This is a genomic window from Alkalihalobacterium sp. APHAB7 (assembly GCF_048323755.1).
In the GTDB taxonomy this organism is placed as follows: Bacteria; Bacillota; Bacilli; order Bacillales; family Bacillaceae_F; genus Alkalihalobacterium.
Window position 1 is genome coordinate 140,442 of record NZ_JBLWFS010000001.1, and the last position, 14,120, is coordinate 154,561.

The window sequence follows — 14,120 nt, forward strand, 5'->3', positions numbered from 1 at the left end:
GATCAAAATGAATTTACGTTTTACAGAAGAACAAGAAATGATGAGAAAAATGGTTCGTGATTTTGCAAACGAACAAATTACTCCTTTTATTGAAGAAATGGAAGAAAACGATACATTTCCTCGTCAGATTGTAAACCAAATGGGTGAGCTTGGTTTAATGGGAATTCCAATTCCTGAAGAGTTTGGCGGAGCAGGAATGGACTTTACTTCTTATATTATTGCGATTAATGAGTTGTCGAAAGTAAGCGCAACAGTTGGAGTTATTTTATCTGTACACACTTCGGTTGGTACAAATCCAATTCTTTACTTTGGGACAGAAGAGCAAAAACAAAAATATGTACCTAAATTAGCGTCAGGTGAATTTCTAGGAGCATTCGGTTTAACAGAGCCGAGCGCAGGATCAGATGCGGGAAGCTTAAAAACGTCTGCGGTGAAAAAAGGCGATCACTACGTTTTAAATGGCTCTAAAGTCTTCATTACAAATGGTGGAGAAGCGGATACGTATGTGGTCTTTGCCTCAACGAACCCTCAAGCAGGTTCACGTGGAATTTCTGCGTTTATCGTTGAGAAAGATACACCTGGATTTACAGTAGGTAAGAAAGAAAAGAAAATGGGTCTTCACGGGTCAAATACGGTTATGCTTATGTTTGAAGATGCCATCGTACCAGCAGAAAATCTTCTCGGTCAAGAAGGCGAAGGATTTAAGATCGCGATGTCTAACTTAGATAATGGCCGTATTGGAATTGCAGCGCAAGCTTTAGGCATTGCAGAAGCAGCTTTAGAAGCAGCTACGAATTATGCGAAAGAGCGTAAGCAATTTGGCCGAGCGATTGGAACTCAACAAGGTATAGGCTTTAAATTAGCGGATATGGCGACAAAAGTGGAAGCTGCAAGACTATTAGTCTATCAAGCAGCTAATCTAAAAGATCGTGGTCTAAAATGTGGTCAACAAGCATCAATGGCAAAACTGTTTGCATCACGTACAGCAGTTGAAGTTGCAATTGAGGCGGTTCAAGTATTCGGTGGCTATGGCTATACGAAAGAATATCCAGTAGAGCGTTTCTTCCGAGATGCAAAAGTAACTGAAATCTATGAAGGAACAAGTGAAATTCAGAAGTTGGTTATTAACAAGTATTTGATGGCTGATTAATTAAAGTCTTTTTATAAAAACGTCTAATAATGACGATGATCAATAAGTTTGAGAAACTAAAAACCAAAGGGAGAGATAACAATGAACTTTCAATTAACAGAAGAACAAGAAATGCTAAGAAAAATGATTAGAGACTTTGCTGAAAATGAAGTAGCACCAACGGCTGAAGAGCGTGATGAAGAAGAGCGTTTTGACCGTGTTATTTTTGATAAAATGGCTGAGCTTGGTATTACAGGTATCCCGTTCCCGGAAGAGTACGGCGGAATTGGAGCGGACTATGTAAGTTACGCTATCGCTGTTGAAGAGCTTTCACGTGTTTGTGCTTCGACAGGTGTTACACTATCAGCACACGTTTCACTTTGCAGCTGGCCAATCTACAAGTTCGGAACAGAAGAGCAAAAGCAAAAATATTTACGTGCATTAGCAGAAGGCCGCAGTATCGGTGCTTACGGTTTAACGGAGCCGGGTGCAGGTTCTGACGTAGCGAGCATGAAAACAACAGCAAAAGAAGATGGAGACCACTACATCTTAAACGGCTCTAAAATCTTCATTACAAACGGTGGAGTTGCAGACATTTATGTTGTTTTCGCTGTAACAGATGCAGATAAAAAGCACAAAGGAATCACAGCGTTTATCGTAGAAGGCGATATGCCAGGATTCTCAGTAGGGAAGAAAGAAAAGAAATTAGGAATTCGCTCATCGCCTACAGCTGAGATCATCTTTGAAGATTTACGTGTACCAAAAGAAAACATTCTTGGTAAAGAAGGCGAAGGATTTAAGGTTGCCATGATGACACTAGATGGCGGGCGTAACGGTATCGCTGCTCAAGCATTAGGAATTGCACAAGGTGCATTAGATGCTGCTGTCGGCTATGCGAAAGAGCGTAAACAATTTGGTAAAACAATCGGAGCACAACAAGGGATTGGCTTCAAACTAGCAGATATGGCTACAAAAATCGAAGCGGCTCGCCTATTAACATATCAAGCGGCTTGGCAAAAAAGTGAAGGAATTCCAAACGCGCTAGAGGCAGCGATGTCAAAACTATTCGCTGGAGACATCGCAATGGAAGTGACAGTAGAAGCTGTTCAAGTATTCGGTGGATACGGTTATACGAAAGATTACCCAGTAGAGCGTTACATGCGTGATGCAAAAATTACGCAAATCTACGAGGGAACGAACGAAATCCAACGTCTCGTTATCTCAAAAATGCTTCTAGCAGACTAATTCATTCTATAGAAAAAGAGAGACGGTAGCAGGTACCTTTAATACAGTACAGGGATAAAGGTACCTGCTACCGGAATAAAGTGAGGTGTCTTATATTGCGAAAAAAGAAAGTGCCTTCGATGGTAAAGGATCAACAGCTCATTAAAAAGCGACGCGAGCAAATGATCAAAGGTGCAGTTAACTTATTTAAAGAGAAGGGCTTTCACAGAACGACCACTCGAGAAATTGCAAAAGAGTCAGGGTTCAGTATTGGGACACTTTACGAATACATTGGTTCAAAAGAAGATGTTCTATATCTTGTCTGTGATGCGATTTATGAGGAAGTTCGTGATCGCCTGAAACAATATTTAGATAATGACAGCTCGGGAATAGATAGGCTTAAGCAAGCCATTGCTTCTTATTTTAAAGTCGTTGACGAAATGAAAGACGAAGTACTTGTCATGTACCAAGAAGCCAAATCATTACCAAAAGAAGCGTTACCATATGTACTACAAAAAGAAAATGAAATGACCGAAATGATCGAAACGATCGTCCGAGATTGCGTTCAAGACGGCTTGCTCGATTTAGAGGAAGAAGCTGAAATTAAGCTGGTTGCTCATAACATTCTTGTTCAAGGACATATGTGGACGTTTAGACGCTGGGTATTGAAAAAGCAATTTACATTAGAACAGTATACGGAGCTTCAAATAGAACAAATTTTAAAAGGCATTATTAAATAACCATCAGGAATGTAGAGGGAAAGGGTGGAATTAAGTATGCAAACGGTTGAAATTTATCGTCCAAAACACGCAGTACGATTTGTAACAGCTTCAAGTTTATTCGATGGACATGATGCATCGATTAATATTATGAGACGTATTCTTCAAGCAAGTGGAGCTGAGGTTATTCACTTAGGTCATAATCGTTCAGTTGAAGAAGTTGTTGAAGCGGCAATTCAAGAAGATGTACAAGGAATTGCGATCTCGTCTTACCAAGGCGGTCACATGGAATACTTCAAGTACATGTATGACTTACTGCAAGAAAAAGGTGCTGGCCACATTCGCGTATACGGGGGCGGTGGTGGAGTAATTACACCTCCAGAAATTAAAGAATTACACGAGTATGGAATCTCGCGGATCTTCTCTCCAGAAGACGGTCGTCAACATGGTCTTCAAGGAATGATCAACGGAATGCTTGCAGATTGCGACTTCCCAACTGTACGTGACCTTTCAAACGAAATGGATCAACTAAAAGAAAAAAATGCTCGTGCTGTCGGAAGACTCATCTCACTAGCGGAACAACAAGCAGTAGGCTTAAATGAAGCTGCATCAACAGCTGAAAAAACTTTAAATGAACTAAAACAAATGACGCAAAACGTTCCGGTCCTTGGGATTACAGGAACAGGTGGAGCAGGTAAAAGTTCATTAACAGACGAAATCGTGCGTCGTTTCTTAAATGAATTCCCTGAAAAAACAATCGCTATCCTTTCTATCGACCCAACAAAACAAAAAACGGGTGGAGCACTATTAGGTGACCGTATTCGTATGAATTCCATTAATACGTCACGTGTGTTCATGCGTAGTTTAGCGACAAGAAGCTCAAGAAGTGAGATTTCTGAAAGCATTCAAGACGCAATTAACGTAGCAAAAGCAGCAGGATATGATCTTGTGATCGTTGAGACAAGTGGTATTGGTCAAGGTGACGCTGAAATTACAGAGATTTCTGATGTAGCAATGTATGTCATGACAAGTGAGTTCGGTGCTCCTACACAGCTAGAAAAAATCGATATGATCGATTTTGCAGACCTCATTGCGATCAATAAATTTGAACGTAAAGGTTCAGAAGATGCACTTCGTCACGTGCGTAAACAATACCAACGCAGCCGTAACTTATTTGAGCAAGACTTAGAAAGCATGCCAGTGTACGGTACAATTGCGAGCCAATTCAACGATATTGGTACAAACACACTATTTAAAGCAATCGTAGATACGTTAAATACAAAGTGTGGAACAGACTGGGTAACAAACATTGAAACAAGTAAAGATGTTGTAAAGGATAACTTAATCATTCCACCAGACAGAACACATTACTTACGTGAAATCGTTCAATCGATCCGTGAGTATAAAAAAGTTACAGAAGAGCAAGTAGAAGTCGCACGCAAGTTATTCCAAATTACAGGAACAATCTCAGCTCTTCAAGAAGTAGGAAATGCGGACGAGAGCGTTATAGCTCAACTAGAACAAACGAAAGAACATTACGAAAGCAAGCTTGACCCACAAGCAAAATCGATTCTTGATAATTGGGAAAGCTTGAAAGAAAAATATTCAGGAGACTCTTTCGTTACGAAAATCCGTGATAAAGAAATTGTGACCGAACTGACAACAGAAAGTTTATCTGGATTAAAAATTCCTAAAGTAGCTCTACCTAAGTTCAAAGACTGGGGCGAAATTTTAAATTGGTCGATGAAGGAAAACGTTCCTGGTTCATTTCCTTACACAGCTGGAGTATTCCCATTCAAACGTAAAGGGGAAGATCCGAAGCGTCAGTTCGCAGGTGAAGGTACACCAGAACGTACAAACCGCCGCTTCCACTATTTATCCAAAGATGACGATGCAAAACGTTTAAGTACAGCGTTTGACTCCGTTACATTATATGGAGAAGATCCAGATCACCGTCCGGACATTTACGGTAAAGTTGGTGAGAGTGGAGTAAGCATTTGTACATTAGATGATATGAAGAAACTATATGCTGGTTTCGATTTATGTGCACCATCAACGTCCGTTTCAATGACGATTAATGGTCCAGCACCGATCATTCTAGCGATGTTTATGAATACAGCCATTGAGCAGCAATTACAAAAGTTTGAAGAAGAAAACGGTAGAAAACCTACTGCAGAAGAAGTAGCACAAGTGAAAGAATATACACTTCAAACCGTTCGTGGTACCGTTCAAGCCGATATTTTAAAAGAAGACCAAGGCCAAAATACGTGTATCTTCTCAACTGAGTTTGCTCTTCGTATGATGGGTGACATTCAACAATATTTCATCGATCAAAGAGTACGGAACTACTATTCGGTTTCAATCTCAGGCTATCACATTGCTGAAGCTGGAGCGAACCCGATCAGTCAGTTGGCATTTACACTAGCTAACGGCTTTACGTATGTAGAGTACTACTTAAGCCGTGGGATGAACATTGATGACTTTGCTCCAAACTTATCATTCTTCTTCAGTAACGGTTTAGATCCTGAGTATACAGTAATTGGCCGTGTTGCTCGTCGTATTTGGGCAACAGTTATGAATAAAAAATATGCTGCAAATGACCGCAGTCAGAAGCTAAAGTACCATATCCAAACGTCAGGTCGTTCATTACATGCTCAAGAAATTGACTTTAATGACATTCGTACAACACTTCAAGCGTTAATGGCAATCTACGATAACTGTAATTCGTTACACACGAATGCCTACGATGAAGCGATCACAACACCAACAGAAGAATCTGTTCGTCGTGCGATGGCGATCCAAATGATCATTACAAAAGAGTTAGGACTTGCGAAAAACGAAAACTCACTTCAAGGTTCATACATCATTGATGAGCTAACAGACTTAGTTGAAGAAGCCGTACTTCGCGAGTTAGAAAGCATCAACGATCGTGGTGGCGTGTTAGGTGCAATGGAAACTCAGTATCAACGTTCGAAAATTCAAGAAGAGTCCATGCATTATGAGATGCAAAAGCACACAGGTGAATTACCAATCATTGGTGTGAACACGTACATTAATCCTAACCAACCAGAAGAAGAAGAGTTTGAAATGGAATTAGCTCGTGCAACGAAAGAAGAAAAAGAACAACAAATTACGAACTTAAGAGCGTTCCAAGAGCTTCATAAAGACGAGGCAGCAGCTGCTTTAAAACGTCTTCAAGAAACAGCAATGAGCGGTGGAAACATCTTTGCTGAACTAATGGAAACTGTAAAAGTGGCAAGCCTTGGTCAAATCACATCAGCATTATATCAAGTCGGTGGCCAATACCGTCGTAATATGTAAGAAAAAAGAAACGACCTTCTAAAGGAAATTGAAGCTGACTCAAAGTGTTTGCAACAGCGAAGAGCTGACAGACGCCTCCGAGTCAGCTTCTTTTTCAGCTAACAGGAATTTTTCTCCATTTTGTAGTACATTTGGGAACTAGGGGCACCCTACTATAGTAGTGATCCGCTAGAGTCTGTTACTAGTATGAAGTCACGAATTAACCCATTTTCCATTCAAAAGAAGCGCTGGACAATAAACTTACGAAATCAGACAATAAAACCAAAACCATAGTCATTTATTCGTTCGCCGATAATAACAGCAATGTAGCAATTGACTCAGTCCTTGCGTCAAGTAGTAGATTTTAGAATTTTTTTTAACATTTCTAGCATATTACCTTAAAATATGTTTATAATGAAAAGTATGATTTTTTAACTAGCTAAACTAGAGTTTTACATAATAGATGAACGAAATGACAAAGGAGTGCGTGAGTATGAGTATTAGTGCATACAGCCGTGAAGAACTAGCAGAACTATCAATGGTTGAAGTGGCCTATCATGTTTTAAAAGAAAATAAACAACAAACCTTTAATTATTTTGACTTACTAAACCGAGTAGTTGAAATAAAAGGTATGTCAGAAGAAGAAAAGAAAAAGCGCATCTCATACCTTTATACAGATTTAAACGTCGACGGCCGATTTATGTGCATTGGCAATAACGAATGGGGCCTTAAGGCGTGGTATCCGATTGAAAAAATTGAAGAAGATATCATTACAGCAAAGCCGCGTAAAAAAGCGAAAAGCACTGAAGAAGATGACTTTGAAGTTGATGTGGAGTTCGAGGAATTCGAAGATGAATTTGAAGAAATCGAGGACGAGCTGGATGAATTAGCAGATAATGAAGACAGCGATGATTTTGAAGAAGAAGATTTAGACGGCTTTTCGGATGATGAAGAGGAAGAGTTTGAAGAAGATGAAGAAGCTGTTGAAGAGGACGAGGAATTAAGTTAATAGTTATTCATTGAAAACCGACGAGCGTAACAATTAAAGTTACGATTATAATATATAATCTTGACTTTTCTTGTCGAACTAGGTAAAATCATTTTTGGGCTATTGAAGAAGAATTAAATATTCGAATATATAAACTGTAGATTTAACAAAAGTGAGCGCCCCCTTTTTTTAGGGAGAAGTCTCACTTTTGTTTTTTTATTGGGTTCTTTCGCCAATACAAGGATATACTAACCGACATACAGTTACATATTGAGCCAACCGATGAATGGAATTTATTTTAATTTTTTTACAGATAAATATTTTTTCAAAAGGGGTAGATGAGATTGAGCACGAAGTATATTTTTGTTACCGGAGGCGTTGTATCTTCATTAGGAAAAGGAATTACAGCCGCTTCACTTGGACGTTTATTAAAAAATAGAGGGGTAAAAGTAACAATTCAAAAATTCGACCCTTATATTAACGTGGACCCAGGAACAATGAGCCCATATCAGCACGGGGAAGTCTTTGTAACAGATGATGGGGCGGAAACCGATCTAGACTTAGGTCACTATGAGCGTTTTATCGATATTAACTTAAGCCAAAACAGTAACGTTACAACGGGTAAGATTTACTCGACCGTTATTAAAAAAGAACGCCGCGGAGATTACCTAGGTGGAACGGTACAAGTTATTCCACATGTTACAAACGAAATCAAAGAGCGCGTATTCCGTGCTGCTCGTGAAACAAAAGCAGATGTTGTTATTACGGAAATTGGTGGTACTGTAGGCGATATCGAGAGCTTACCGTTCCTTGAAGCGATCCGTCAAATAAAAAGTGACGTTGGCGTAAACAATGTCATGTATGTTCATTGTACGTTAATTCCTTACTTAGCAGCTGCTGGTGAAATGAAGTCAAAACCGACACAACATAGTGTAAAAGAACTTCGCAGCCTAGGAATTCAGCCAAATGTGATCGTCGTTCGTACGGAAAAACCAGTTCCTCAAGAAATGAAAGAAAAAATTGCGTTATTCTGTGATATTGATAAAAATGCGGTAATCGAAGCGCGTGATGCAGATACATTATATCAAGTTCCATTAGACCTTCAAGCTCAAGACTTAGATGATATTGTATGTAACTACTTAGGTCTACAATGTGGCGATGCGGACATGGTCGAGTGGCAGGCACTTGTTAATAAAGTACAAAATCTCTCGAAGAAAACGAAGATTGCTCTTGTTGGTAAATATGTAGCATTACCAGATGCATATTTATCAGTAGCAGAAGCACTTCGCCATGCAGGATACGCATTTGATTCAGACATTGAAATCAAATGGGTAAACTCTGAAGAAGTAACAACAGAGAACGTCAAAGAATTACTTGGAGATGCTGATGGAATTCTAATTCCTGGTGGTTTCGGCGACCGCGGTATTGAAGGGAAAATTGCAGCGCTTCAGTTTGCAAGAGAAAATAAAGTGCCAATGCTAGGAATCTGCCTAGGAATGCAATTAGCTTCAGTCGAATTTGCACGCAACGTTCTCGGACTAGAAGGAGCAAACTCAGCTGAGTTAAATCCAGAAACAAACTATCCAATTATTGACCTTTTACCAGAGCAAAAAGATGTTGAAGATATGGGCGGCACGTTACGTCTAGGGCTGTACCCTTGTAAATTAGTTGATGGTAGTGTCGCTCACCAAGCGTACAATGAACAAGTGGTTTACGAGCGTCACCGTCATCGTTACGAGTTCAACAATGAGTACCGTCAGCAAATGGAAGAAAAAGGATTTGTTTTCTCGGGGACGAGCCCAGATGGTCGCTTAGTAGAGATCATTGAAATCCAAGACCATCCGTTTTACGTAGCATCTCAGTTCCATCCAGAGTTTGTTTCAAGACCGACAAGACCACAACCGTTATTCCGTGAATTTATTAACGCATCATTAAATAAAGGCGCGGTTGTAAAAGAAACGACTTCAAACGGTGCAGTTTAAGAGCTAAATAACATCAAATTCAATATTAAAAGCAAAAAAACGAGTAAGATACGTGTGATCTACTCGTTTTTTTCTATTTTTTTGATGCGAAAGTGATTTGGCAAAGGGTAACGTAAAGTTATCGGCACTCGTATTCAGTTAAAATATCTACGGTTGTTAAGTGCAGGCAATGGAAGACGTACAGCGCAAGAAGGGCTGTCGGCGTTCCAACACGAGATCCTTCATCGGTAGGAACCATTGGACTAGTTTGTAATTGAATCGTGAGGTCTGTTAGCGAATGTAAACCACCATCTGCATGATCTTTGTCAGTAGCACCAATAATAGCAATAAAGGCTTGATTTACAGCTGTTAATGCATGCGCCATTTCAAGTGCAGCTTCGTTGTGACTAGAAGGGGAAAAGATGAAGATGGTATCTTGATCTTCTATTGTAGGCAGATCCTTCGACGTCTCGATTATGTTTACATTGGTAAAGCCATCGCTGCCATCTATAAACTGAGGAATGACACTTTTCATTTCGCCTACAGCAAATAAAAAAATCGAATGTCCGCTGACAACAGATTGGGCAATCATACGGCTGCAATCTTCAATCACTTCCTCATGTTTTTCTTTTATCGCTTTCATTTTTCCGCTCAATTGGGTTGTGAATATTTGTATCATTTTCGAATACTCCTCTAATTTTAAATAATTTTCTCATTGAATATAACCAAAAAAGAGGAAAATCACAAATATATAGAGAATATAAATAATTGGAATTAAATGAAAAGAATACAACCTAAATAATAGATAAAAAAACAGGAGGGTAAACCATTGCCAAAAAAAATCTTAGTCGTAGACGATCAGTATGGAATTCGTGTGTTATTAAATGAAATTCTTCAAAAAGATGGTTATACAATGTTTCAGGCAGCTAACGGAGTGCAAGCGCTGAAAATTGTAGAAGAGGAAGTGCCGGACCTCGTTTTATTAGATATGAAAATTCCTGGAATGGATGGGCTTGAAATTCTAAAGCGCATTAAGGAAATCAAACCGTTTGTCGATGTCATGATGATGACAGCGTACGGAGAATTAAATATGATTAATGAAGCACTTAACTTAGGCGCGATTAATCACTTCGCTAAGCCTTTTGATATTGATGATGTGCGTAATGTCATTAAAGAAAACTTTAAATCAAAAAACATCGGATAAAGATAGTCGATAGACAAAAATTCGCCTAAAAGAATTAACACAGTCTCCTTTTTTACAAAGAGCATTGATGTGCTATAATGAGGTACGGTCATCTTAAGCTTACCATTCAAGGAAATGATTAGAATACATACTATTTATTTTGGATATTTTTTTCTCATTAAGGGTAACTTGAAAAAGAATTTACCCGCAAATATCGGTAAGTTAAGATGGCTAGATGTAGCTTTAATTTAAGGAGGATGAAGAAATGCCTTTAGTTTCAATGACAGAAATGCTTAAAAAAGCAAAGGCTGAAAAGTACGCTGTTGGACAATTTAACTTAAATAACTTGGAGTTTACTCAAGCGATTTTATTAGCGGCTGAAGAAGAAAAATCTCCAGTGATTTGTGGAGTATCCGAAGGTGCTGCTCGCTACATGGGTGGGTTCAAAACAGTTGTAAATATGGTAAAATCTTTAATGGAAGATTACAATATTACGGTTCCAGTAGCTATCCACTTAGACCATGGATCTAGCTTCGAAAAGTGTGTAGAGGCTATTCACGCTGGTTTTACTTCCGTTATGATCGACGGATCTCACCATCCGCTTGAAGAAAACATCGCATTAACGAACAAAGTTGTTGCTGTCGCACATGCTCTAGGAGTATCTGTTGAAGCTGAACTTGGACGTATCGGTGGTCAAGAAGATGATTTAGTCGTTGATGAAGCAGAAGCGGCATACGCGATTCCATCAGAGTGTGAGCAATTAGTTCGTGAAACAGGGGTAGATTGCTTCGCGCCTGCATTAGGTTCAGTTCACGGTCCATATAAAGGTGAGCCTAACTTAGGTTTTGATCGTATGAAAGAAATCGATGAATTGGTTGGTATTCCGTTAGTTCTTCATGGTGGAACAGGTATTCCAACAAAAGATGTTCAAAAAGCGATCGAGTATGGTCACGCGAAAATCAATGTAAATACAGAAAGCCAAATTTCTTCAGCGAAAGCAGTACGTGAAGTTTTAGCTGAAAAGCCTGATCTTTATGACCCAAGAAAATTCTTAGGGCCTGCACGTGATGCAATTAAAGAAACAGTTAAAGGCAAAATGCGTGAATTTGGTTCTTCAAATAAAGCATAAGCATAATTTTGCATCAGCAAGAGTTAAAAGCAGAAGTCAAGTCTGCTTTTAACTCTTCATTATTAAGTGTAGAAAAATGAAAATCAATAATGATGGATAGGGGGAGCAATATGAAATTCTTTATCGATACAGCAAATATTAATGAAATTCGCGAAGCGAATGATCTAGGTATTTTAGCAGGAGTGACGACAAATCCTTCACTTGTTGCTAAAGAAGGTGTTGATTTTCATGAACGTTTACGTGAAATTACAGCAATTGTTTCAGGGTCAGTGAGTGCAGAGGTTATTGCGACTGATGCTGCAGGAATGATTGAAGAAGGAAAAGAGCTTGCTGCGATTGCTCCGAATATTACAATTAAAGTCCCGATGACGATCGACGGACTAAAAGCAGTACATGCTTTTTCAGAGTTAGGAATCAAAACGAATGTGACACTTATCTTCTCAGCTGTTCAAGCCCTGCTTGCTGCTAGAGCAGGTGCAACATATGTATCGCCATTTCTTGGACGCTTAGACGATATTGGACACAATGGTTTAGATTTAATTACTCAAATTGCTGAAATTTTTGACGTCCATGGAATTCAAACAGAAATTATTGCTGCATCGATAAGACACCCTGTTCATGTAAGTGAAGCAGCTGCAAGAGGTGCACACATCGGAACGATCCCTTATAAAGTCATTCACCAGCTCGTTAAGCACCCGTTAACGGATCAAGGAATTGAAAAGTTTTTAGCCGACTGGGAAAAACAACAAAAGTAAAGAGATTATAATAGGCTGTTTCCGTTGTTGCTTTTGGGCCTTTTCAAAAACTTCCCGCTATGCGTGAAAGAGCCAAACATCCGCAGGACTACCGGTCATAAATAATTAGCAACAATCTTTGAGAGAAGAGCCTTAAAATAGAAAAGCGGCTGACTCAACCTTAGTGTCAGGCACCCTAATACCGATTACTGATGCTAGAATATCTTTATTTTACTAATCAGGTGCGGAAGGGAGCTACACGTATGAGTCAGCTTTTTTCCTTTGTAGGTTACCAAAATGATATGAAAAAATACTTAAAATTTTAAAAAAAGCCTTTATCGGAATTGAAATTGGTTATAATGGGTAGTATGTGCATGATAACATGAGCAAAACTATAGATCATTCACTTTAAAAAAGATGAGATTGGATGAGGAAGTGAATCAGTATGGAGAAATTACTTATCGAAGGTGGTTACCCTCTAGAGGGAACAGTACAAATTAGCGGTGCAAAAAATAGTGCTGTAGCCCTGATTCCGGCAGCAATATTAGCTGATTCCACTGTGACGATTGATAACTTACCGAGAATATCAGATGTACAATTATTGGCAGACTTATTAGAAGAAATAGGTGGAAAGGTCGAGTTGAAAGACCATGAAATGATTGTCGACCCTAAAGATATGGTAGCAATGCCTCTGCCTAATGGAAAAGTGAAGAAGCTTCGTGCTTCCTACTATTTAATGGGTGCGATGCTCGGGAAATTTAAAAAAGCAGTAATTGGTTTACCGGGTGGTTGTAATCTAGGGCCAAGACCGATTGACCAACATATTAAAGGTTTTGAAGCACTTGGAGCAACCGTAACGAATGAGCAAGGAGCCATTTATTTACGAGCTGATGAACTGCGAGGCGCAAAAATTTACTTAGATGTCGTTAGTGTCGGCGCGACAATTAACATTATGTTAGCTGCAGTAAAAGCAAAAGGTCGTACGATTATTGAAAATGCAGCAAAAGAGCCAGAGATTATTGATGTAGCTACATTGCTTAACAGCATGGGTGCTAAAATTAAAGGTGTAGGAACCAATGTCATTCGAATAGACGGTGTAGATGAATTACATGGTTGTCGTCATTCCATTATACCGGATCGAATTGAAGCTGGTACCTACATGATCATGGCGGCTGCAATTGGGCAAAAAATCTTAATTGATAATATTATCCCATATCATGTCGAGTCATTAATCGCAAAGCTTCGCGAAATGGGCTTAAAGATTGAGGTTAACGACGATCAAGTGTTAATTCACAATAGCCTTGCTAAGACAGGTGTTGATATTAAAACCTTAGTATATCCAGGGTTTCCGACCGATTTACAGCAACCAATTAGCACATTACTTACTCAAGCCGAAGGAACGAGCATTGTAACCGATACGATTTATAATGCCCGATTTAAGCATATTGATGAATTACGCCGTATGGGGGCTAATGTTAAAGTGGAAGGGCGTTCAGCGATCATCTCTGGACCTACGAAACTTCAAGGGGCAAAAGTTAGAGCAAGTGACTTGCGTGCCGGTGCGGCCCTTGTTATTGCCGGTTTATTAGCAGATGGTGTTACTGAATTAACAGGTCTAGAACATGTGGACCGCGGCTATGAAGATTTAGAAAATAAACTGTTAAACTTAGGTGCTAAAGTATGGCGTGAAAAAATGTCCGATGAGGAAGCCGAACAAGTAAAAAGTTCTTAGAGACTTCAATCATCAAGCTGG

General features: G+C 39.3%; 11 protein-coding genes. 10 read left to right on the forward strand and 1 reads right to left on the reverse strand.

The genetic code is table 11. The features are described 5' to 3' along the window. The first annotated feature begins 7 nt into the window (after window positions 1-7). The 6 genes from ACNSTQ_RS00640 (at window position 8) to ACNSTQ_RS00665 (ending at window position 9,342) form a co-directional block, all read left to right on the forward strand. Window positions 8-1,150, forward strand: a complete 1,143-nt coding sequence (locus ACNSTQ_RS00640; RefSeq protein WP_418197929.1) for an acyl-CoA dehydrogenase — start codon at window positions 8-10, stop codon at window positions 1,148-1,150. A gap of 81 nt (window positions 1,151-1,231) precedes the next feature. Next, window positions 1,232-2,374 carry an acyl-CoA dehydrogenase gene (locus ACNSTQ_RS00645; RefSeq protein WP_418197930.1) on the forward strand — a complete coding sequence of 381 codons (1,143 nt, stop codon included), beginning with the start codon at window positions 1,232-1,234 and terminating at the stop codon, window positions 2,372-2,374. 95 nt (window positions 2,375-2,469) lie between these two features. Further along, entirely contained in the window at window positions 2,470-3,093 is a 624-nt protein-coding gene (locus ACNSTQ_RS00650) for a TetR/AcrR family transcriptional regulator (protein WP_418197931.1), read from the forward strand. 36 nt (window positions 3,094-3,129) lie between these two features. Next, window positions 3,130-6,393 carry a fused isobutyryl-CoA mutase/GTPase IcmF gene (gene icmF, locus ACNSTQ_RS00655; RefSeq protein WP_418197932.1) on the forward strand — a complete coding sequence of 1,088 codons (3,264 nt, stop codon included), beginning with the start codon at window positions 3,130-3,132 and terminating at the stop codon, window positions 6,391-6,393. Window positions 6,394-6,865: 472 nt separating this feature from the next. Next, window positions 6,866-7,381 (forward strand): DNA-directed RNA polymerase subunit delta, encoded by a 516-nt coding sequence (rpoE, locus tag ACNSTQ_RS00660; RefSeq protein ID WP_418197933.1) that lies wholly within the window; start codon window positions 6,866-6,868, stop codon window positions 7,379-7,381. A gap of 323 nt (window positions 7,382-7,704) precedes the next feature. Continuing rightward, a complete protein-coding gene (locus ACNSTQ_RS00665; protein WP_418197934.1) occupies window positions 7,705-9,342 on the forward strand; it encodes a CTP synthase in 1,638 nt (545 codons plus the stop codon). Window positions 9,343-9,460: 118 nt separating this feature from the next. On the opposite strand, the gene ACNSTQ_RS00670 is transcribed toward ACNSTQ_RS00665, so the two are convergent. Beyond that, a complete protein-coding gene (locus ACNSTQ_RS00670) occupies window positions 9,461-10,000 on the reverse strand; it encodes a DUF2529 family protein (RefSeq protein ID WP_418197935.1) in 540 nt (179 codons plus the stop codon). A 150-nt stretch (window positions 10,001-10,150) separates the two neighbouring features. On the opposite strand from ACNSTQ_RS00670, the gene ACNSTQ_RS00675 reads away from it, so the two are divergent. From ACNSTQ_RS00675 to ACNSTQ_RS00690, 4 genes are all read left to right on the forward strand, one after another. Continuing rightward, entirely contained in the window at window positions 10,151-10,525 is a 375-nt protein-coding gene (locus ACNSTQ_RS00675) for a response regulator (protein WP_418197936.1), read from the forward strand. 244 nt (window positions 10,526-10,769) lie between these two features. Continuing rightward, complete coding sequence (gene fba, locus ACNSTQ_RS00680) at window positions 10,770-11,633, forward strand: class II fructose-1,6-bisphosphate aldolase (RefSeq protein WP_418197937.1); 864 nt, start codon at window positions 10,770-10,772, stop codon at window positions 11,631-11,633. Window positions 11,634-11,743: 110 nt separating this feature from the next. Then, the gene (gene fsa, locus ACNSTQ_RS00685) at window positions 11,744-12,388 is read left to right on the forward strand and encodes a fructose-6-phosphate aldolase (RefSeq protein WP_418197938.1); all 645 of its coding nucleotides are present in this window, start codon (window positions 11,744-11,746) and stop codon (window positions 12,386-12,388) included. Window positions 12,389-12,812: 424 nt separating this feature from the next. Further along, complete coding sequence (locus tag ACNSTQ_RS00690) at window positions 12,813-14,099, forward strand: UDP-N-acetylglucosamine 1-carboxyvinyltransferase (protein ID WP_418197939.1); 1,287 nt, start codon at window positions 12,813-12,815, stop codon at window positions 14,097-14,099. Window positions 14,100-14,120 lie beyond the last annotated feature (21 nt).

Excerpts from the sequence above, each read along its gene's own strand:
- ACNSTQ_RS00640 (WP_418197929.1), top strand. The coding sequence starts at position 8 with ATGAATTTACGTTTTACAGAAGAACAAGAAATGATGAGAAAAATGGTT.
- ACNSTQ_RS00645 (WP_418197930.1), top strand. The coding sequence starts at position 1,232 with ATGAACTTTCAATTAACAGAAGAACAAGAAATGCTAAGAAAAATGATT.
- icmF (WP_418197932.1), top strand. The coding sequence starts at position 3,130 with ATGCAAACGGTTGAAATTTATCGTCCAAAACACGCAGTACGATTTGTA.
- rpoE (WP_418197933.1), top strand. The coding sequence starts at position 6,866 with ATGAGTATTAGTGCATACAGCCGTGAAGAACTAGCAGAACTATCAATG.
- ACNSTQ_RS00670 (WP_418197935.1), bottom strand. The coding sequence starts at position 10,000 with ATGATACAAATATTCACAACCCAATTGAGCGGAAAAATGAAAGCGATA.
- fba (WP_418197937.1), top strand. The coding sequence starts at position 10,770 with ATGCCTTTAGTTTCAATGACAGAAATGCTTAAAAAAGCAAAGGCTGAA.
- fsa (WP_418197938.1), top strand. The coding sequence starts at position 11,744 with ATGAAATTCTTTATCGATACAGCAAATATTAATGAAATTCGCGAAGCG.
- ACNSTQ_RS00690 (WP_418197939.1), top strand. The coding sequence starts at position 12,813 with ATGGAGAAATTACTTATCGAAGGTGGTTACCCTCTAGAGGGAACAGTA.